The organism is Thioalkalivibrio sp. ALE10 (assembly GCF_000381385.1).
Taxonomy (GTDB): Bacteria; Pseudomonadota; Gammaproteobacteria; order Ectothiorhodospirales; family Ectothiorhodospiraceae; genus Thioalkalivibrio.
In genome coordinates, this window is record NZ_KB906451.1 from 228,225 (window position 1) to 250,140 (window position 21,916).

Annotated in this window: 12 protein-coding genes and 1 pseudogene; 9 read left to right on the top strand and 4 right to left on the bottom strand. The window is 68.1% G+C overall.

The window, feature by feature from the left end:
• The first annotated feature begins 273 nt into the window (after window positions 1-273).
• The 3 genes from F788_RS0105480 (at window position 274) to F788_RS0105490 (ending at window position 6,059) form a co-directional block, all read left to right on the top strand.
• On the top strand, window positions 274-2,517 hold the full coding sequence (locus tag F788_RS0105480) for a glycosyltransferase (RefSeq protein WP_019589524.1): 2,244 nt from the start codon (window positions 274-276) through the stop codon (window positions 2,515-2,517).
• Window positions 2,478-3,206: a cellulose biosynthesis protein BcsS gene (gene bcsS / locus F788_RS0105485; protein ID WP_019589525.1), complete on the top strand. Its 729-nt coding sequence runs from the start codon at window positions 2,478-2,480 to the stop codon at window positions 3,204-3,206. The genes F788_RS0105480 and bcsS overlap by 40 nt, the downstream gene beginning before the upstream one ends.
• Before the next feature lie 87 nt (window positions 3,207-3,293).
• Window positions 3,294-6,059: a cation-transporting P-type ATPase gene (locus F788_RS0105490; RefSeq protein WP_019589526.1), complete on the top strand. Its 2,766-nt coding sequence runs from the start codon at window positions 3,294-3,296 to the stop codon at window positions 6,057-6,059.
• Here the strand turns inward: F788_RS0105490 and F788_RS13340 are convergent.
• A pseudogene (locus F788_RS13340) lies at window positions 6,008-7,467 on the bottom strand (amidase). The gene F788_RS0105490 and the pseudogene F788_RS13340 sit on opposite strands and share 52 nt — an antisense overlap.
• A gap of 85 nt (window positions 7,468-7,552) precedes the next feature.
• Window positions 7,553-9,700: a diguanylate cyclase domain-containing protein gene (locus tag F788_RS0105500; RefSeq protein WP_019589527.1), complete on the bottom strand. Its 2,148-nt coding sequence runs from the start codon at window positions 9,698-9,700 to the stop codon at window positions 7,553-7,555.
• Window positions 9,701-10,075: 375 nt separating this feature from the next.
• Between F788_RS0105500 and F788_RS0105505 the strand changes: the two genes are divergently transcribed.
• Both F788_RS0105505 and F788_RS0105510 read left to right on the top strand, forming a co-directional pair.
• Window positions 10,076-11,428 carry a sialidase family protein gene (locus F788_RS0105505; RefSeq protein ID WP_019592862.1) on the top strand — a complete coding sequence of 451 codons (1,353 nt, stop codon included), beginning with the start codon at window positions 10,076-10,078 and terminating at the stop codon, window positions 11,426-11,428.
• Window positions 11,425-12,369 (top strand): isoaspartyl peptidase/L-asparaginase family protein, encoded by a 945-nt coding sequence (locus F788_RS0105510; RefSeq protein ID WP_019589529.1) that lies wholly within the window; start codon window positions 11,425-11,427, stop codon window positions 12,367-12,369. The genes F788_RS0105505 and F788_RS0105510 overlap by 4 nt, the downstream gene beginning before the upstream one ends.
• A gap of 62 nt (window positions 12,370-12,431) precedes the next feature.
• Here F788_RS0105510 and F788_RS0105515 read toward each other — a convergent pair whose 3' ends face one another.
• A complete protein-coding gene (locus F788_RS0105515) occupies window positions 12,432-12,854 on the bottom strand; it encodes a CrcB family protein (RefSeq protein WP_018870497.1) in 423 nt (140 codons plus the stop codon).
• Window positions 12,851-13,285: a fluoride efflux transporter CrcB gene (gene crcB / locus F788_RS0105520; RefSeq protein ID WP_019589530.1), complete on the bottom strand. Its 435-nt coding sequence runs from the start codon at window positions 13,283-13,285 to the stop codon at window positions 12,851-12,853. The genes F788_RS0105515 and crcB overlap by 4 nt, the downstream gene beginning before the upstream one ends.
• 110 nt (window positions 13,286-13,395) lie before the next feature.
• On the opposite strand from crcB, the gene ettA reads away from it, so the two are divergent.
• The 4 genes from ettA (at window position 13,396) to F788_RS0105540 (ending at window position 21,880) form a co-directional block, all read left to right on the top strand.
• Entirely contained in the window at window positions 13,396-15,063 is a 1,668-nt protein-coding gene (ettA, locus tag F788_RS0105525; protein WP_018870499.1) for an energy-dependent translational throttle protein EttA, read from the top strand.
• Between the two features lie 91 nt (window positions 15,064-15,154).
• A complete protein-coding gene (locus F788_RS0105530; protein ID WP_019589531.1) occupies window positions 15,155-15,943 on the top strand; it encodes a gamma-glutamylcyclotransferase family protein in 789 nt (262 codons plus the stop codon).
• Window positions 15,944-15,973: 30 nt separating this feature from the next.
• On the top strand, window positions 15,974-16,705 hold the full coding sequence (locus F788_RS0105535) for a hypothetical protein (protein ID WP_018870503.1): 732 nt from the start codon (window positions 15,974-15,976) through the stop codon (window positions 16,703-16,705).
• Window positions 16,706-16,759: 54 nt separating this feature from the next.
• Entirely contained in the window at window positions 16,760-21,880 is a 5,121-nt protein-coding gene (locus tag F788_RS0105540; RefSeq protein ID WP_019589532.1) for a diguanylate cyclase, read from the top strand.
• Window positions 21,881-21,916 lie beyond the last annotated feature (36 nt).

Sequence of the window (21,916 nt, forward strand, 5' to 3'; positions counted from 1 at the left end):
CATGGGTCGAACGGGATGGTCGGGAAACACGGGGCGCAGGGCCTTTGCAGGAAGACCGCGTGAACCATGCAAATATTCCGTGCAATGTTGGCCACGAAGTATTGACCCCGGGGGTAAAGCGCGGATACTGGAATCCAGGGTTCCCTGCGGGGAATTGCAGTAACCTAGGCGGGCGGATGCAGGGCTGTTGGACATCCACCGCGGTTGGGCGGACGACCAGGGTGGCCGTTCGCGGGCAACAATCGCGCACTTCCGACAGCATTGAGGCACGTCATGCCGCGTTCCCGCGAATTCGAACCGCTGACTTTCCCGCAGCGGGGTCTGATTCTTTTCTACCTGGCGGTTGCCGCCTTCTACCTGATCTGGCGTTTCACCACGCTCAACCCCGAAGCCCTGACCTTCTCCTGGCTGGTCTACGGCGCCGAGATCTACGGTGTGCTGACCATGGTCATGCACGTGATCATGAACTGGCGTCTGACCGTGCGAACGCCACCCCCCGCGCCGGAAGGGCTCAAGGTGGACGTGTTCGTCCCGACCTACAACGAGCCCGAGGCCGTTGTCCGGCGCACCCTGCTGGCCTGCGTGCACATGGATTACCCGCACGAGACCTGGTTGCTGGACGACGGCAACCGACCGGAGATGAAGACCCTGGCAGAGCGCCTTGGCTGTCGCTATCTCGTGCGCGAAAGCCGCGAAGATGCCAAGGCCGGCAACCTGAACAATGCCCTGGCCCACGCGCAGGGCGACTTCGTCGCGATCTTCGACGCCGACCATGCACCGCACCGTCACTTCCTCACCAACACCCTGGGGTACTTCACCGACGAGGGCGTGGCCTTCGTCCAGACCCCGCAGGACTTCTACAATCTGGATTCGTACCAGCATCGCCTGGACCCCGACCGCAAGCAGCTGTGGACGGAGCAGTCCCTGTTTTTCCGCGTCATCCTGCGCGGGAAGGACTACTGGAATGCAGCGTTTTTCTGTGGCAGCTGCGCCATCGCCCGCCGTCGCTGCCTGGACGAGATCGGCGGCTTTGCCACCGGCACGGTCACCGAGGACCTGCACACCTCGATCCGGCTGCACGAACGGGGCTACCGCTCGATCTATCACGCGGAGCCGCTGGCCTTCGGCATCGCGGCCATCGACCCGGAAGGCTTCCTCAAACAGCGCCTGCGCTGGGGCCAGGGCGCCATGCAGGTGTGGCGTCAGGAGCGGGTGCTGACCAACCCGGGCCTGACCTGGCCGCAGCGCATGAACTACTTCGCCAGCATGCTCACCTATTTTGACGGCTGGCAGCGCCTGATCTTCTACACCATCCCGGCGATCGTTCTGGTCACCGGCGTGCTGCCCATCAGCGTGACCGTGACGCAGTTCCTGATGGTGTTCATCCCGTACATGCTGCTGAGTTTCTGGGCCTTCGAGGAACTGACCCGCGGGTACGGTCGCACGACCATCATCGAGCAGTACAACTTCGCCCGCTTCGCGATCTTCGCCCGTGCGACACTCGGGCTGTTCCGCCGGCACCTTGCCTTCCGCGTGACGCCCAAGAGCCGGCATACGGGGAACGATCGCCCGCAGCCGCTGCGGGCGCAATGGTTCATCCTGGCCTTCAACGCGCTCGCGATCCCGACCGGCATCGCGCTGTACCTGGCGTACGGGCACCTGCCGGGTGACGCCCTGATCGCCAACGTGCTGTGGGCCGGCGTGCTGATTCTGATCGCCGTGGCATTGTTCCGCTACACCGCGCGCAACGAGCGTTTCCGTCGTGCCGACTACCGCTTTCCGATCCCGGTGGCGATGTCGGTCTCCGCCCCGGACCGGGCCCCGCGTCTGCTGACCGTGGACGACCTGTCACCCGGCGGCTGCCGCGCCTACGGGGCACTGCCCCCCGGCACCGACGAGGACACCCCGCTCGAGGTCAACCTGCACCTGCCGGGCGGCCCGCTGGCGCTGACCGCACGAGTACGGTTCTCCCGCACCGAGACCGCCCCCGACGGCGAACACTACAGCCGGGTCCACGGCCTGCATTTCGAGGCACCGGACGAGACCGCACACCAGCGCCTGGAAGCCTTCCTGCACGGCAACGATCTGCAGTGGCACGTACAGGGCTACAGCGAGCAGGCCCGTACCCCGCTGATGCGCCTGGCCGAGCGCCGCGACCCGGCACGAACCCCGGTGGCCGAGTTCGCCCGCCACCTGGCTGCGGTGCATTACTGGACGGCCTGTACCTGTCGGTTCCCGGTGCAGTACGACACGGAGGCCTTCTACGGCGTGGTCACCGTGAATCCCGCGCCGGGGGCCGACCACTATCTGCTGGTCAACCGCCCCCTGATCGCGGGCGGTGCCATCGAGATCCATACTCGCCCGTACCAGACCGGAGCCGCCATACTGCGGGCCACCATCGGGCCTTCGCGCCTGCTGGCCACCGCCGACGGCCCGGTTCACCTCTATCAGCTCCAGACCGAAAAGGAAGCCATTCCATGCCCGCAACCCGCCGAAACCAGCGCCGTCTCGGCCTGACCGGGGCCGCTGCCCTGGTCCTCCCGCTGGCCATGCTCGCCCTGCCCGTACGGGCCGACTGGCTGGGTCTGGCCGGCGTGGAGGGCCTGTTCGACGGCGGCTATGCCTATACCGCGGCAATCATTCCCAACGACGGCGAGCTCGGCAACGGCTGGGCGCAGCGCTATCGCGTGGACTATTCGCAGTACGAGTACCCCGACAACGACACCACCGTGAAAGGCCGGGCCACCGGAGCCTCCGCCGCGCTGGGCTACCAGTTCCCGGTACAGGATGGCTGGCTCAGTACCTATGTCGGGGCGGCCTGGTACCACACCCGACTGGATCCCGAGCCCGATGACAGCGACGTGGTCGGCGGACGGCTGCGCGCGGTCCTGGACATGGATGCCGGGCGCATCATCGACGAACGCTGGATCCTGACCGGCGGGGTCAGCGTCACCCCGGCCGACCGCGCCTACTGGACCCGGGGCCGGGCGATGCGGCGGCTGGGCGACAGCCGTTACTACCTCGGGCCGGAGGTGCTGTTCCACGGGGACCGCGACTACGACGCCGTCCATCGCGGGCTGGCCCTGCAGATGCGCGAGGTCCGCCCCGGCCTCGACATGGTCGTGAAGACCGGACACAAGCAGATCCGCGACGGTGGCGATTCCGGGGGTTACCTCGGGCTTGAACTGGTGCGTCACTTCCGCTGACCCGGCCGGCCCGGCACGGGTGACATCCCGCCCGCGTCGCGGCAGGATGAGAGCCGGGTCAGATACGGGCCATACAGGGGAAGTGCATTGGAAGACCAGCCGGAGCAGTCGCCCTCGAACTGGCATGCCCGCGAAGCGCGGGAAGTCGCGGATGAGCTGAAGAGCCACACGGACCACGGGCTGTCGCAGGATCAGGCCGGTGAGCGGCTGCAGCAACACGGCCCCAATCGTCTGCCCGAAGCGGAGCAGGCCGGACCGCTCAAGCGCTTCCTGCTCCAGTTCCACAACGTCCTGATCTATATCCTGATCGCGGCGGCGGTGGGTACCGCGCTGCTGGATCACTGGCTGGACACCTGGGTGATCCTCGGGGTGGTCCTGATCAACGCCATCATTGGCTTCGTGCAGGAGGGCAAGGCGGAAAAGGCGCTGGATGCCATCCGCGACATGCTCTCGCCTCAGGCGGTGGTGCTGCGCGACGGCCAGCGGCGCACCATCCCCGCCGAGGAGCTGGTCCCGGGCGATATCGTGCTGCTCAACGCGGGTGACCGCGTGCCGGCGGACCTCCGCCTGTTCTCCGTGCACAACCTGCGTGTCGACGAAGCCGTGCTGACCGGCGAGTCCCTGCCGGTGGACAAGGAGACCGAGCCCGGCCCGGAAAAGTCGGACCTCGGGGATCGCCGCAACATGGCCTTCTCCGGAACCATGGTCGCCTACGGGCAGGGCCGCGGCGTGGTGGTGGCCACCGGCGAACGCACCGAGATCGGCCACATCACCACCATGCTGGGCGAGGTCGAAAAGCTGACGACCCCGCTGCTGGCTCAGATCGCGCAGTTCGGGCGGTGGCTGTCGGTCGGCATCGTGGGCCTCGCGGCGCTGACCTTCGCCTTCGGCTACTGGGTACGGGACTACGCCCTGGTGGAGACCTTCCTGGCGGCGGTCAGCCTGGCGGTGGCCGCGATCCCCGAGGGCCTGCCGGCGATCATGACCATCACCCTGGCGATCGGCGTGCAGCGCATGGCCATGCGCAACGCCATCATCCGCCGCCTGCCCGCGGTGGAGACCCTGGGATCGGTCACCACCATCTGCTCGGACAAGACCGGGACCCTCACGCGCAACGAGATGACGGTGCGCACCATCGTGACCACCACCAGCGTGACCTCGGTCTCGGGCACCGGCTATGCCCCGGACGGCGGTTTCTCGCGCGACGAAGCCGAGATCGACCCGCAGGAGGACGCGGTGCTGTCGCGGGCGATCCATGCGGGGCTTTTGTGTAACGACGCCGAACTCCATCATCGCGACGGCCAGTGGTTCATGGAGGGAGCGCCCACCGAAGGCGCGCTCGTGACCCTGGCGGCCAAGGCCGGACTGGACCCGGCGTCGCATCGCGCCGAACACCCGCGTGCCGACGTCATCCCCTTCGACTCCGCCTACAAATACATGGCCAGCCTGCACCATGACCATCACGGCAACGGCTGCATCTTCGTCAAGGGGGCCCCGGAAAAGCTGTTGACCATGTGCGGCAAGGAGCTGGGGCCGGAGGGTGAACGCCCGCTGGACGAACGTGCCTGGCGCGAACGGATCGACGCCATCGCGCGCGGCGGGCAGCGCCTGCTGGCGGTGGCGATCCGTTCCACTGACGCCAGCCAGACCGCACTGCAGGACTCGGATCTGGAAGACCAGCGACTGATCCTGGTGGGGATCTTCGGCATCATCGATCCGCCCCGCGACGAGGCGATCGAGGCGGTGCGCAAGTGCCGTGAAGCCGGCATCCGGGTCAAGATGATCACCGGCGACCACGCGGTGACGGCGAAGGCCATCGCCGCCGAGCTGGGCATCCGCGCCCGTGGCGGCGCGATGGACGGGCAACAGATCGAGGCCGCCTCCGACGAGGAACTGCGCCGGCAGGTGCGCGACGTGGACGTGTTCTCGCGCGCCACGCCCGAACACAAGCTGCGTCTGGTCACCGCCATCCAGGCCAACGGTCAGGTGGTCGCGATGACCGGCGACGGCGTGAACGACGCCCCGGCGCTCAAGCGCGCCGATGTCGGCGTGGCCATGGGGATCAAGGGCACCGAGGCCTCGCGCGAGGCCTCCGAGATGGTGCTGGCGGACGACAACTTCGCCTCCATCGCCAACGCGGTGGAGGAAGGCCGCACGGTCTACGACAACCTGAAGAAGGCCATCCTGTTCCTGCTGCCCACCAACGGCGGCCAGGCCTTCACCATCGTCGCCGCCATCCTGCTCGGACTGACCCTCCCGCTGACTCCGGTGCAGGTGCTGTGGGTCAACATGGTGACCGCAGTGACCCTCGCCCTGGCACTGGCCTTCGAGCCCACCGAGCCGGGGGTCATGCAGCGCCGGCCTCGACCGCCGGGTACGCCATTGCTGTCCGGGTTCCTGCTGTGGCGGGTGGCCTTCGTCTCCGTGCTGCTGGTCGCCGGTACCTTCGGCCACTTCCTGTGGCTGGAGCATCAGGGTGTCCCCGACGACTTCGCCCGCACGGTGGCGATCAACACCCTGGTCATGGGGCAGCTGTTCTTCCTGTTCAACAGCCGCTACATCCTGGAACCGGTATTCAACCGCGCCGGGCTGCTGGGCAGCCGCGCGGTGCTGATCGCGGTGGCCGTGCTGATCCTGTTGCAGGGCCTGTTCACCTATGCCCCGCCGCTGCAGTTCCTGTTCGGCACCGCGGCCATCGGCCTCGAGGAATGGCTGCGCATCCTCGCCTTCGGCGTGATCCTGTTCGTGCTGGTCGAGACCGAGAAAACCATCCTGCGCCGCCGCGGGTTCGACCCGCACGGTCAGGGCAAGGACGCCACGCGGTCGAACCAGGGAGACGCGGTCTCGAGCTGACCGGCAAGGCTGAACAGACTGGCCTCGCCGGTCACCGGTGCGACGAACTGCACGCCCACGGGCAGGTTGTGCGGGGTCCAGTGCAGGGGCACGGACATCGCCGGGGCACCGGTCAGATTGGCCAGCTGGGTGAACGGGACCCGTCCCAGCTCGTCACGAACCAGGCGCTCGATCAGCCCGGAGGCCCGCAGCAGCGGGAGCGTCCTCGACCGCAGTACGAACTCCAGGGCCGTTCGCTGCCACCCGGGCAGTGCGGTCTCCCCGATGCGGGGCGGCGGCCGTGCGACCGTGGGCGTCAGGTACAGGTCGTATTGCCGGTGAAAGTCGTGCATCGCGTGGCGGTAACGGTTCCAGCGCTCGTGCGCGGCAACGTAATCCGCCGCGGACAGCGACCGCCCCAGCGCTGCCATCACCCGGGTCTCGAGCTCGAAACCCGCGGCACCCGCACCGGTACGCTGGCGCACCCGCTCCACCATCGCGGCCACCTGGCCGAACCACAGGGTCAGCCAGTCGCGCGCCAGCTGCTGACCGTCGATCGCCGGTTCCGCCTCCTCGACATGGTGACCCAGCCCCTCCAGCAGGCGGGCCGCCCCCTCCACGGCCGCACGGCATTCGGGATGCACCTGCGTCCCGATCGGTGAGCGGGTCGAATACCCGATGTGCAAGGCACCGGGTACGGCCGCCACCGCCGCGGAAAACGGCCTTGCGGGCGGGCCCCGAGCGCGGCATCCAGCAGTGCCGCGCTGTCGCGCACGCTGCGGGAGATCACATGATGCACCGCGGCGCCGTGCATCCATTCGGAAAACGCCGGACCCGCCGGGGTACGCCCCCGCCCCGGCTTGAACCCGAACAGCCCGCAATGCGAGGCGGGGATGCGGATCGAACCACCGCCATCGTCGGCCCCGGCCACGGGAACGATTCCGGCCGCCACGGCCGCGGCCGCGCCTCCGCTGGAACCGCCCGGCGAAAGCGCCGGATCCCACGGGTTGCGGGCCGGGCCGTGGATCACGGGCTCCGTCACCGACCGCGCGCCGAACTCCGGGGTGTTGGTCCGGCCGAACACCACCAGCCCCGCCGCCCGCCAGCGGCGGGTAATTTCGGCTTCGACCTCCGCACTCGCGCCGGCATCCCGCAGCGCTCGGCAGCCCCGGTCGCTGCCTTCGCCGGCCAGCTCCTGAAACAGGTCCTTCACCAGGAACGGAACGCCGGCGAACGGCCCGGCCGGCGGACCGGCCGCCTCCTCGCGAGCTCTGGCATCGCGGCGGGCCACCACCGCATTGAGCTGCGGGTTCACGGCGTCCGTGCGCGCCAGGGCGCACTTCAGCAGTTCCCGCGCCGTGGTCTGCCCGTCAGCGACGGCCGCCGCCATGGCCATCGCATCCATTCGCCGATACTCTTCGAAATCCATCCGCGGCTCCCGGCACGCACCCGGCCCCGATGTTACGGGTATCCGCCGCTGGAGTTGACCCGCTTATGAATCGTGATCGGCGATTTCACTCCGGAGCGCTGCGGTAGACCCCGCGACCGGCGCGCTTGGCGGCATACATCGCCTTGTCGGCGGCCCCTACCAGACGGTCGCTGGTCTCACCGTGATCGGGAAAGAGGCTGATGCCGACGCTGGCCCCCGGGTGACACTGGTAGTCACCGAGATCCACCGGTCGATGCAACTCCTCGATAACCTTGGCGGCAATATCCTCGGCCGCTTCGATGCCATCGACCTCCTGCAACAGCACCATGAACTCGTCGCCACCGAAACGCGCCACCGTGTCGGAGTTGCGTACCAGTCCCTCCAGTCGCCGTGCAATGCACTGGAGCAGTTCATCCCCGGCGTGGTGGCCAAGCTCGTCATTAACCGGCTTGAAGCCGTCGAGATCGATGAACAGCAGCGCAACCGACCGATCATTCCGCCGGGCGAGGCTCATGGCCTGATGCAGACGCTCCTCGAACAGCCGTCGGTTGGCGAGCCCGGTGAGATTGTCGTGCATCGCCAGGTACTGGATCCGTTCCTCCTGCGCCTTGTAGTCGGTGATATCGACCATGGTGCCAATGATGGTGGTGTCGTCCGGGCCTTCACCGGGGATGCGCTCGGCGCTGACCTGCATCCAACGCAGCGAGCCGTCCTGACAGGGCACACGGTACTCCTCCAGAAAATGATCACGCTCGCCGCCAATGAATGTGTCGCAGGCCTGCTGCCCCTTGGGACGATCCTGCGGCAGCAGCAGGTCGACCCAGTCGCGGCCGACTGCATCATCCTGTGACCAACCGGTGATCCGGCTCCAGGCCGGATTGATGTAGGTGATCCGGCGCTGGCTGTCGGTCTGGAAAACCACCTCGCGCAGTGACTCGGTCAGGGTGCGGTAGCGGGTCTCACTGGCAAGGATCGCGGCCTGGGCCTGCTGCAGTTCCAGCTCGGCCTCGCGCCGTCGGGTATGGTCGTGGCCGACGCTCAGGATCTCCCGCACCTGACCATGATCGTCACGCAACGGCTGGTTGCTCCAGAGCATCCATAGCCGTTTCCCGTCGCGGGTCATGACCTCGTTTTCATTGACAATGTACTTCTCGGTCTCGCGCTGGATAGCGTCGATCATCGCCTCCAGGTCGCGCCCGGTGCTTTCCTGAACCGGGACGATGGTCCCGATGACGGGCTGACCCAGGAGTTCGCCGGGTGCATAGCCGAACAGCCGGCTGCCGAACTCGTTGATGAACCGCACCTGGCCGTCAGCGCCCCAGCGCAGCACCACACCGTTGATCCCCTGGACCAGTTCCCGGTATTGGGATTCCGAATCCCGCAGCCGTACCGCCTGACGGGTAAGCTGCCAGGCGATACCCCCCATCAGCAGCATCAACACCGGCAGCGCCAGCCAGCCGAGTGGCGGGAGGGCGGTGGCGGCGCTCCAGCCTTCCCGGGGCGCGGCAGCGATCTGCCACTTGTTGTGGCTGAAATGAATGTCGTGGATTACCGACCGCGGGTCGTCAAACAGGTGCTCGTCGCCGAAGAAGGTGTCACCGTCTGCGCCGACGCCGTCCCGCCCGCGCAGGGCGATGGTCAGCTCTCCGATATCGTCAAGGCCGAGGCGCTGGTACATGGTGTCGAGATCGATGGGCACACTGGCCATGCCCCAGTACTCACTGCCATCGTTGGTCAGCACCGGCGTGCGGATGATCAGCGCCTCGCCGCCCTGGACCAACTCCACGGGCCCGGCGACCACAGTTCGTTGCTCGTCGACCATCCGGTCAACCGAAAAGCTCTGGTCCGGCACCTCGCCAATGTCGACGCCGATGGCGGCCTCGTTGCCTTCCAGCGGATAGGCATGCTCGATCACGTTGTCCGGGGCCAGGGTGATATGCCGAATCGGGGCGTCGGCCAGCATCATCTGGCGTGCGAAGCGATTGAAATCGTCGTTGTCGAGCTCGGGATGGGCGCTAACATAGTTGGCAAGCCCGTCGACCAGAAAAACCGCGGCGTTGAGCTCACCCTCGATCCGAGTCCGCAGGGTCATCACCTGACGTTCCACCGCCGCCTGCACCTGCTCCATGTTGCGCTCGACCACGAGGGTATTGAGGCCGAGGCCGGCCATCAGCAGGGCGACCGCTACGAGAGCTGCGGCCAGCCACGGGGCGTAGGTCTTGAGTGGTCCCAAAACGGAGGCATCCTGTGCGGGGAATACTCACAAATATTATACGCGAATCCCCTGGCCGGAGGAGCACTCACTCAACTCTCCCCGCTTTCCGGGGCGGAAACTGGAACCGGTCAGGGGATCACTGGATCGAGCAGCACTGGCCGGTATTGGTGCGAGCGGCAAACCAGCGGTACGGACACGGACGCGACGGGACGGACACCGCGCGGCAGACCGCCCGCCCGCTGCCCCTGTCGAATCCGCCTCCCCGCCACCCCCTCCGATCTCCTCGACGACCGTCCCGATCGGTCCGGAAAAATGGGAAACATCAGGAACGTGCACATTGATCGGCATTCTCCTAGATTAGTCGAATCCAGAACAACGGTCACCGGAGGTCACATGCTGCACGCCCGATACCGACAGACCCTAGGGACGCTTTGCGTACTGGCCCTGTGGGGGCTGCCCGCTCCGGCGGACGATGGCGCGGCGGCGGTAGTCTGGGAGGAACCGGTCGAGGTGGCGCGCGGTGAGGCCTGGCGTGGCCCCTGGCGGATGAACGATTCGGACTTCCGCTATGTCGATGACGCCTCGGTGGCCATCAACGACCACGGCGAGGTGGTGGTCGTCTGGGCCGACCAGGCGGAACAGGCCCTGTTCCTGCAGCGTTACGACCGCGAGGGCCATGCGGTCTTCGACCGTCCCACGCGCATCGGCGGGGAGCCGGACACCTTCTCCTGGCTCCCGCGGGTCGCGATCGAGCCGGACCCGGAGGACCCCGACGGCTTTACCGTGCATCTGCTGTGGCAGGAGATCCTGTTTACCGGGGGCGACCACGGCGGCGAGATCCTGTACGCCCGATCGCACGATGGCGGCCGCAGCTTCGAGGACCACCGGAATCTTTCCCGCTCGCGTGACGGGGCCGGCAAGGGCCGCATCACCGCGCACCGCTGGGACAACGGCAGCTTGGATCTGCTGCTCGGGGCCGACGACGAGGTGATCGCCGCCTGGACCGAGTACCGGGGGCCGCTGCGCGTCGCCCGCTCCACGGACGCGGGCGCCTCGTTCACCGATCCGATCACCATCAACCCGGATGGCGAAGCGCCGGCACGCGCCCCGGCCCTTGCGCAGGCGCCGTCCGGTCGCGTGCTGCTGACCTGGTCGGAGGGCGACCGCCCGCAGGCGGACATCCGCATCGCCTTCTCGGACAATCCGGACGACGGCTTTTCCGCGCCGGCCACCGCGCTGGAACACCCCGGCCATGCGGACGCCCCGTCGCTGGTGGTGGACACGGACGGCGTGGTTCACCTGGCCTTCGGGGCGATCCCGGCCAACGACCTGGAGGATTATCGCCAGCCCCACCATCGCCGGCTGCATGTCAGCCGGGCGGAGGCCGACACGCTGGAGTTCGCGCCGCCGACCCCGCTGGATGCCGACGACTGGCCCGGCAGCTTTCCCACACTGGCGCAGGACGACCGGCGCCTGTATCTGGTGTGGCAGCGCTACCCCCATCCGACGGATCGCCCCCGGGGCCTGGCGTTCACCCACGCGCCCCGGGAATCCGCGGCCTTCGGCCCCGTCGAACCGGTCCCCGGCACGCAGGGCAAGACCTACAGCGGCGGCCTGCAGGGCCAGCTGAAGCGACGCCTGGCGGTCAACCGCCACGGCGAGATCGCGGTGGCCCGGAGCCGCTTCATGCCCGACCAGCACAGCGACATCCTGCTGATTCGCGGCCAGATCGAGGAGGAACAATGACATCCGGGGCCTACTCACTGATGATCCACGGCGGCGCCGGGGAGCTGCGCGAGGCGCAGGACGCGGCGGCCGCCGAGGCGTATCACGCCGCGCTGCACGCGATCCTGGAGGCCGGCCGCGAGCGCCTGGCGCGGGGAGAACGCGCCCTGGATACCGTGGAGTACTGCGCGGCGCGGCTCGAGGACGACCCCCTGTTCAACGCCGGCACCGGCGCCGCCCTGACCCGCGACGCCACGGTGGAACTGGACGCCGCAATCATGGATGGCGCGGCTCTCGCTGCGGGGGCCGTCGCGGCGGTCCGGGGCATCGCCAACCCGGTCCGCCTGGCGCGGGCGATCCTTGAAGACGGGGAACACGTGCTGCTGGTCGCGGACGGCGCCGCCGCCTTCGCCCGCGAGATCGGGATGCCGCAGGTGGACGAAGACACCCTGATCACCCCGCAGCGGCGGGAACAGCTGGAACGCGCCCTGCGCCGGGGCCAGGTCACGCTGGATCATGACGAGCCCGCGCCCGGAACCATCGGCGCCGTCGCGCGCGATCGCTACGGCCATCTGGCCGCGGCCACCTCCACCGGCGGGATGACCGGCCAGCGCCCGGGCCGGGTCGGCGACTCGCCCATCCCCGGCGCGGGCGTGTACGCGGACGATGCCACCGCCGCCATCTCCGCCACCGGGCACGGCGAGGATTTCCTGCGCAGCGTCTTCGCCAGGGACCTGGCCGACCGCATCCGCTACCTCGGTCTGGACGCCCGCGAGGCCCTGAGCACAAGCCTGCAGCACCTGCACGAACGGATCGGCGGCTACGGCGGGGCCATCGCGATCGACCATGCCGGGCGCTGCGCGGCCGGCACCACCACCCCGCGCATGCTCCACGGCTGGATCGAACACGGAGGCCCGAGCCGTACCGGCATCGAGCCCCCGCCCCTCCCGCCTGCCCGTTGACCGGGCCACGCCGCGGGCCCCGGAACGGGGTTGCCCGCCGAACGGGCCTCACCCACCGGGGCTCAGCGTTCCCGCCGTTCCGCGGCCGCGTTCCAGTGCCGCCCCATGCGGCTGCCCAGCCAGCCCCCCGCGATCCACAGCACCAGCGACACGGCCACGTACAGCGCGGCACGACCCGGATTGCCCGACTGCATCAACCACAGGCTTTCCAGACTGAACACCGAGAAGGTGGTGAACCCGCCACAGAACCCGGCCAGCACGAACTGCCGCGTCACCGGGTCGGCCGGGCGACAGCCCTCCGGCGCACTGATCACCGCATACAGCCCGATCAACCAGGACCCGGCGATGTTCACCGCGAGCGTATCCCAGGGGAACCCGGTGCCCACCAGGTGCAGCCCGGTCCACGACAGGCCGTAACGCGCCATGCTGCCCAGCGCGGCCCCCAGCGCGACGAACGCGGACAGCCGGACGTCATACCCCGTCATGCCGCCCCGCCCGCCGCACGAGCCAGACCATGGCCCAGAACATGACCCAGGGAAACCAGCATCAGCCCGCCGGCCAGCGTCAGCAGGATGTAGAGCACCGCCGGGCGCAGGCCGTCACGCTCCGCCACGCCCACCACCTGCAGGCTGAACGACGAGACCGTGGTGAAGCTCCCGAGCACCCCCACCACCAGCAGCAGCCAGAGCCAGGAGGTCAGCGCCGGCCCGGACACCCGGCCCAGCGCCAGGCCGATCAGCAGCGCACCGGAGACGTTCACCGCCAGCGTCCCCCAGGGGAACCGACCGCCGCCGGTACGGTTGTCGATCCACTGCACGAGCCAGAAGCGCGCCAGCCCGCCCAGTGCACCCCCCGCCCCCACCAGCAACAGGCCCTGCCACCACGTGATCATCGGGTCATTTTCGGGTCCGGTCATTGCGCTGTCGAGCCACCGCCCCTCCCGCAGGCAGACCACCAAGCTTCCCGCCGGCCGGAATGGTAAAGTGCACGCCCTGATTACCCCGACAAACGCTTCGCAGGAGCATCATGGCGCAGTACATCTACACGATGAACGGCGTGGGCAAGATCGTCCCGCCGAAGAAGTACATCCTCAAGGACATCAACCTGAACTTCTTCCCCGGCGCCAAGATCGGCGTGCTGGGCTATAACGGGGCCGGCAAGTCCACCCTGCTGCGCATCATGGCCGGCGTGGACACCGAAATCGTCGGCGAGGCGCGGCCGCAGCCGGGCATCGAGATCGGCTACCTGCCGCAGGAACCGCACCTCGATCCGGAAAAGGACGTGCGCGGCAACGTGGAAGACGGGGTTGCCTCGGTAAAGGAGGCCCTGACCGAACTGGATCAGGTGTACGCGGCCTATGCCGAGCCGGATGCCGACTTCGACGCCCTGGCCGCCAAGCAGGCCGAGCTCGAAGCGAAGATCGAGGCCGCCGACGGTCACAATCTGGACCGCAAGCTGGAGGTCGCGGCCGACGCCCTGCGCCTGCCGCCGTGGGACGCCGACGTGAACAACCTTTCCGGCGGCGAGCGCCGCCGCGTGGCGCTGTGCCGGCTGCTGCTGTCCAGCCCGGACATGCTGATCCTCGACGAGCCGACCAACCACCTGGATGCCGAGTCCGTGGCCTGGCTGGAGCGCTTTTTGCAGGAGTTCCAGGGCACCGTGGTCGCGGTCACCCATGATCGCTACTTCCTCGACAACGTGGCGGGCTGGATCCTCGAGCTGGACCGTGGCCAGGGCATCCCGTTCCAGGGCAACTACTCGCAGTGGCTGGAGCAGAAGGAAAAGCGCCTGAAGCAGGAAGAAAAAGCCGAGGCCGCGCGGCAGAAGGCGATGGAAGCCGAGCTCGAGTGGGTGCGTTCCAATCCCAAGGGCCGCGGCGCCAAGAGCAAGGCCCGCCTGAAGCGCTTCGAGGAGATCGCCTCCAGCGACTACCAGAAGCGTTCCGAGACCAAGGAGATCTACATCCCGCCGGGCCCGCGCCTGGGCGACAAGGTGCTGGAGGTGGACAACCTGTCCAAGCACTACGGCGATCGCGTGCTCTACCAGGGCCTGTCGTTCAACGTGCCGCGCGGTGCGCTGATCGGCGTGATCGGCCCGAACGGCGTGGGCAAGACCACCCTGTTCCGCATGATCTCCGGACAGGAAGAACCGGACGAAGGCACGATCGACGTCGGTGAGACCGTCCAGCTGGCCTACGTGGACCAGAACCGCGATGCGCTGGAGGACGAGAAGACCGTGTGGGAAGAGATCTCCGGCGGTCAGGACGTCATCCGGGTCGGCAACTTCGAAATGCCGTCACGCGCCTATTGCGGCCGCTTCAACTTCAAGGGCCAGGACCAGCAGAAACGCATGAAGGAGCTCTCCGGCGGGGAGCGCAACCGCGTGCACCTCGCCAAGCTGCTGCAGAGCGGCGGCAACTTCCTGCTGCTGGACGAACCGACCAACGATCTGGACGTCGAGACCCTGCGCGCGCTGGAAGAGGCCCTGCTGGACTTCCCCGGCTCCGCCATCGTGATCTCGCATGACCGCTGGTTCCTCGACCGCATCGCCACGCACATCCTCGCGTTCGAGGAAGACGGCAACGTGGTGTTCTTCGAAGGCAACTACCAGGAGTACGAGGAAGACCGCCACAAGCGGCTCGGCCCGGAGGCCGACCAGCCGCACCGGGTCAAGTACAAGCGCCTGGCGGACTGACCCCGCCCCGAAGGCCCGGCCATGCCGGGCCTTTTTTGTGTCTTCCGGGGCGGGCGATGGCATCGAACGCAGTGGAAAACGGAGGGTCACCATGTTCCGGTATTTCGGTTTCGGCTCCAACCTGGATCTGATCTCGCTGCGGGCCAAGGGGGTGGAGCCGGTGCGCTCGCGGCCCGCCGTGCTCCACGGCTGGCAGCTGCGATTCAATGTCCGGCATTTCTTCCGCCACGAGGGGGGCGTGGGCAACATCGAGCCCTCGGCAACGCCCGGCGAACGCGTGGTGGGCATCCTGCACGAGTGTCCGGATGACAGCCTGCCGGCCCTGGACGAGGTCGAGGCGAAAGGGGTCGGGTATGACCGCATCGTGGTCGAAGTGGAGACCCCGGAGGGTAGCGAAAGCGCCTATGCCTATCGCGGGCGGCCGGATTTTCTGGATGATCGCTGCCAGCCCAGCCAGCGCTACCTCAACATCCTGATCCGCGGTGCCGAACGCGCCGGGCTCGATCGGGAACACATCGCCCGGCTGCGCGCCCAGCCAACCCTCGCCGTCGAAGACGCCCCGCCGTTCGAGCACCCCCCTGGCAGCCACCCGCGCTTCGATGCCCGATCGCTGCCCGAATATCCGCATTTCACCGCCCTCTACGGGGCCGTGTTCGACATGAGTGACGCCCGGCCCGCACACGCCTGGCTCAGGGACTTCTTTGGCGGACAGGACATGACCCTGTTTCACCTGCGTCGCATGGACACCAGCGACGGCTCGGAAACCCTCGAGGATCTGCGCGTTGATCGACTCGGACCGGCCCAGCGCCAGTACCTGTACAACTATCTGCGGGAATACGACCGCGAATATCGCTATGTCGGGCACTTCGACTACCATTGAGACCACAGCCCCGGCCTGCAAGGAACCCGCATGAGCACACTCCCCGCAGCCCTGCCACACGGCACGCTCGAAGAAGTCCATGACGGCGTCTTTTTCGTCACCGGCGCCATGGAAACCCGTCTGCTGGATGCCGACTGGAAATTCAGCCGCAACATGACCGTGATCCGCGACGAAGACCGCCTGATCGTGGTCAACAGCGTGCGTCTGGACAGCGAGGGACTGGCGGCACTGGAGAAGCTCGGGCGGGTCACCGACGTGGTCCGCCTGGGGGCATTGCACGGTCGGGACGACCCGTTCTACGTGCAGCAGTACGGCGCACGTTACTGGGCCCTGCCGGAAATGACCCACGAAACCGGCCTGGCGGCCGACCACCCTCTGGACCCGGGCGGGGCCCTGCCGGTGTCCGATGCCGACCTGTTCGCCTTCCGGACTACCCGGATCCCCGAAGCCATCCTGCACCTCCACCGCGACGGGGGCATCCTGGTGGCCTGCGATGCACTGCAGAACTGGACGGCTCCCGACACGTTCTTCTCCGACGATTCCCGCGAGCGCATGCGTGAAATGGGATTCTTCACCCCGGCCAACATCGGACCACTCTGGCTGCAGAACGCCGAACCCGGTGCCGAGGATTTCGATCGCCTGATCGAACGGGACTTCCGGCATGCACTTTGCGGACACGGCGAGCCCCTGCGCGACACGGCCCGCGAGGATTATGCGGCGACGTTCGAACGCATCTTCGGGCCCGCATCGTCACGCGAATGAGCGTCCCGCACGCGGTCATCGTCCCCGCCGCATGCCCCGACACCCGTTAGCCGCATGGTCACCGAGGCCCCGCGGCTGACCGGATACCGGGTCGGGCCCGTCCTGCGCCGCGACCGCGAACGCGTGCTTTACCACGCACGCGAGGAATGCTCCGGGGAAGAACGGGTCATCGAGACCCTGGCCTCGGATTATCCGTCGCGGCGGCAGCTGGCGGAGATCCGCCGGGACGGACGCATCGCCCGCGCACTGGCGGACGTCGACGGGGTCCTGCAGGTCCATGCCGTGGAGACCTGTGGCCGCGGACGCACGGCGCTGGTGACCGAGCCGGTGACGGAGACCCTGAGCGACCGGCTCGCGCGGGCACCCGACGGCCGGGTGCCGCTCGCGCAGGGGCTGACCATGGGCGGTCGCATCGCGGAGATCCTGGACGGGCTCCATGCCCGGGGCATGGTGCACAAGGCCGTCACCCCCGACCACATCCGCCTGCCCGCCGACGAGGATTCGCCGCGGCTCACCGGGTTCGGTCTGGCCTCGGAGCTCGGGCGCGAACGCCAGGGTTCGCTGGAGGCCGGCAGTCGGGCGCCCCTGCCCTATCTCTCGCCCGAACAGACCGGGCGCATGAACCGCGAACTGGATTACCGCAGTGACTTCTATTCCCTGGGCGTCACGCTGTTCGAGGCCCTTGCCGGACAACGCCCGTTCACCGCCGAGGGCGTCCTCGAATGGGTTCATGCCCACATCAGCCAGACGCCTCCGGACCCCGGCGACCTGGCCCCCGATCTCCCGCCCGCGGTTGCGCGGATCCTGCTGCGGCTGCTTACCAAGGATCCCGAGCATCGCTACCAGACCGGCGCGGGTCTGGCGCGCGACCTGGCCGAGTGCGCCGAGGCCGTGGCGTCCGGCACTGGGCTCGAGGACTTCGAGCCGGCGCGGCATGACCGGCCTTCCCGCTTCCTCCTGCCGCAGCGGCTGTACGGCCGGGAACGGGAGCTGGACGAACTCGCGGAGCTGTTCGAATCGGCCGCGGCGGGCGGCACCGAACTGTGCCTGGTGCATGGCTACTCCGGCGTCGGCAAATCCGCCCTGGTCAACGAGATCGACCGCCCGCTGGTACGGGAACGGGGCTTTTTCGCACGGGGCAAGTTCGACCAGTTCCATCAGGGCGCCTACTCCGCAATGGCCGCCGCCTTCCGCACCCTGGTACAGCAGCTGCTGGCCGAACCGGAGGCGCGGCTTGCACGCTGGAAGCAACGGCTGAACGAGGCGCTGTCTCCCAACGCGCAGCTGGTGCTGGATCTGGTCCCGGAACTGGAACTGATCATCGGCCCCCAGCCACCGGTCGCCGAGCTGCCTCCCGACGAGGCACGCAACCGCAACCGCATCGTGCTGGCCGACTTCGTCCGGGTTTTTGCCGGCCGCGGGCACCCGCTGGTCCTGTTCATCGACGACCTGCAGTGGAGTGACGGTCCGACCCGGGACCTGATCAGGCAGCTCGCCCTGTCACGCGATACCGACCACCTCCTGATCATCGGCGCCTATCGCAGCAACGAGGTGCCCCCGGGTCACCCCCTGCACCAGGCCTTCGAGGCCGTGCGCGCGGGGCGCCCGGTCCACGACCTGCCGGTCGCTCCGCTGGACCGCGACTCCATACGCCGTATGGTGGCGGATACCCTGCAGGACGACGAGGCGCGGGTTCGCCCGCTGGGCGACCTGGTCCACGACAAGGCCCGGGGCAACCCGTTCTTTACCGGCGAGCTGCTGCAGACACTGCATGACGAAGGCGTCATCCGTCCCGGTCCCGACGGCGGCTGGACCTGGGACACGGAAGCGGCCCTGTGGGCGGGACTGAGCGGCGACATCGTCGAGTTCATGATCGACAACCTGCGCAAGCTGCCGGAAGCCACCGGCCGCGTCCTGCAGCTCGCCGCCTGCATCGGCAACACCTTCGAACTCGAGACCCTGGCGGTGATCAGCGAATGCCCGGCCACGGAGGTGGCCGAGACCCTGATGCCCGCCCTGCGCCAGCACACCATCGTGCCGCTGCACGCCGACTATCGCCTGGTGGGACACGCCCCGGACGACGGTGCACCGGAAGAGAACCGGTGGAACCCGGTCTACCGCTTTGCACACGACCGCGTCCAGCAGGCCGCCTACCGCCTGTCGGATGCGCGCGCGATGACCGGCGTGCATCTGTCCATCGGCCGCCTGATGCGTCGGCATTCCGGTGACGCGATCGAGGGCGACCGTCTGATGGAGATGGTCCGCCATCTCAATGCGGGACGCTCGCTGATCGAGGACCCCGAAGAACGTCTTGCGCTGGCCCGTTTCAACCTGCGCGCGGGGATACGCGCGCGCAACGTGGCGGCCTACGAGACCGCCTACGAACTGCTGCACGTCGGCCATGCCCTGCTGCCCGAACCGACAGACGCCGCGCACCCGGAACTGGCGTTCGAACTGGCCCGGGAGCTGCAGCAATGCGCCTATCTGACCGGCCGGCAGGACGAGGCCGAGGAATGGGCCGGGTTCCTGTTCGACCACGCCCCCGGTACCTACGAAAAGGTGGAACTCCTGTCCACCCGCACCCGCCAGTACGCAACGCTTGGCCGCATGGAGGCCTCCATGCACACGGCCATCGAGGGCCTGCGCCTGCTGGGCGTGGAGATCCACGAGGATCCCGGCGACCGCGAGGTGGCCGAGGAGCGCGCACGCATCACGGAGCATCTGGGGGATCGGGCGATCGCCGACCTGCTGGACGCCCCGAACGTCGAGGACCGTTCCGTGCTCCTCGCCATGCGCCTGCTGATGGAGATCTTCCCGGCATCGTTCCTGTCGGGCAGCGGCAACCTGTTTCCCTACCTGGTCTTCAAGGGCGTGAATCTGTCCCTGCGCCATGGCAACTGTCCCGAAGCCGCCTTCATCCACGCCGCCTACGGGATGCTGCTGTGTGGCGAGCTGGATGACCCTGCGCTGGGGCTCGAGTACGGGCGCCTGGGTCTGGCCATCAACGAACGGTTCGACGACCTCGCCCTGCGGGCACGGGTGATCTACGTCTACGCGATGTTCATCCACCACTGGAGCCATCACTGGTCCAGCCTGACCCCGTGGTTCCGGCGCGGCATCGAGGCCGGCCACCAGTCCGGCGATCTCCTCTATCTGGCCTACAGTGCCCAGGACTGCGTGATCTGGGATCCGGCTCTGGACCTGCCGGAGGCCACGCGCCAGCACGAGGAAAACATCGCGATCGTCCGCGAATGCAACTATCGCGACTCGCTGGATTCGGCCACCCTCTTCCTGCAGATGCAGTACGCCTTTCAGGGCCTCACGCGGGACCCGCTGTCGCTGAGCGACGAGCGGTTCGACGAACACGCCTGCCTCGACGGCATGCACCAGCGCCAGTTCATGACCGGAGTGGCCAACTACCATATCTACAAGGCCGAGGTCGCGGTCCTGCACGACGCCCCCGAGCACGCCCTGGAGCACCTGGCCCGCCGGCAGCGTCTGATCCGTTCGGCCATGTCGCTGCCGCAGCTGGCGCGCTTCTACCTGCTGGATTTCCTGGCCTGCGTCCGGGTCCATCCCGACCGCGTCACGACGCCCGACGACCCGATGCGGCACCAGCTATTGGAAGACCTGGACCGGATCCGGCGCTGGGCCGACCACTGTCCGGACAACTTCCTGCACCTGCAGTATCTGATGGAAGCCGAGCTGGAACGCCTGTCCGGCAGCGACGAACCGACCATGGAGCGATACGAGGCCGCCATCGAAGCGGCCGCGGCCAGCGGCTTCATGCGCGACGAGGCGATGGCCAGCGAACGGGCCGCATCGCACCTGTTGGACCGGGGTCGCCGCCGTGCGGCCGAGGGCTACCTGCGGGCCGCCCACCGGCTTTACGCGCGCTGGGGAGCGCGGCGCAAGGTGCGCCTGCTGGAGGAACGGCATCCGGTCCTGGAGGAGATCGGCGGCCCCGGTAGCGATCACGGCGATGACGCCCTGGACCATAAGGATCTTGATCTGGCTTCGATCATGAAGGCTTCGCGCGCCATCTCCGGAGAGATCGAGACCGAGAAGCTGCTGCGCACCAGTCTGGAGATCCTGCTCGAAAACGCCGGCGGCCAGTGGGCCTGTCTGATCCGACGGGACCGGGGCCTGCCCGGCGTGGAAGCCATGGCCGGCGAACTGCCGCAGGCACCGCCCGGCCCCGAACTCGAACTCGAACCCGGACCCTGCCCCGGCGCCATCACCCCCGACGGCAGCGGCATCGCCTTGCCGATCTCCCTGGTCAGTCACGTCCTGGGCAGCGGCGAGCCCGTGGTCCTGGACAACGCCAGCCAGGAGGGGGCCTTCACCGACGACCCCGCCATCGCCGCGCGCCAGGTGGTTTCCGTGCTCTGCGTACCCCTGGGACGGGAACGCTTCGTCGGGGCGCTGTACATGGAAAACAACCTGACCGCCGGCGCCTTTCCCCCGGACCGCGCCGAGGTCGTCCGTCTGCTGGCCGCCCAGGCCGCCGTCGCGCTTGAAAACGCCCGCCTCTACGAACAGGTTCGGGAGTATTCCCGCACCCTTGAGGACCGCGTGGCCGAACGCACCCGCCAGCTCGAGGAAGTGAATCGCGAGCTGCAGAACCTCGCCGAGCGCGACGGCCTGACCGGTCTTGCGAACCGCCGGCGCGGCGACGACTACCTCCAGGAACAGTGGGACCGCCTGGGGCACGAACAGCGGCCCCTGTCACTGATCATGTTCGACGTCGACCATTTCAAGCCCTACAACGACCACTACGGGCACCCCGCCGGCGACCACTGCCTGATCACCATCGGCAGCATCATCCGCGAGACCCTCGACGACCCGGAACAGCTGGCGGTGCGCTATGGCGGCGAGGAGTTCATGGTGATCCTGCCCGGCATCGACACCGATGCCGCGCATGCGACGGCCGAGCGGCTGCGCGGGGCCATCCTCGAGCAGCAGCTGCCGCACGAATATTCCACGACCGCGGACGTGGTCACGGTGAGCATCGGGACCGCCACCCGGACCCCTTCGGGCCTCGGGGGACGTCAGGATCTGATCAACGAAGCCGACGAAGCCCTCTACCGCGCCAAGAAGGCCGGCCGCAACCGGGTCGTTGGCCCCGCCGACACCCGGTCACCGGACCCCGCCCGCGAATCCGGCCCGTCATGAACCAGGGGCCTGTTGGCCCGCAGACAGAGAGGGACT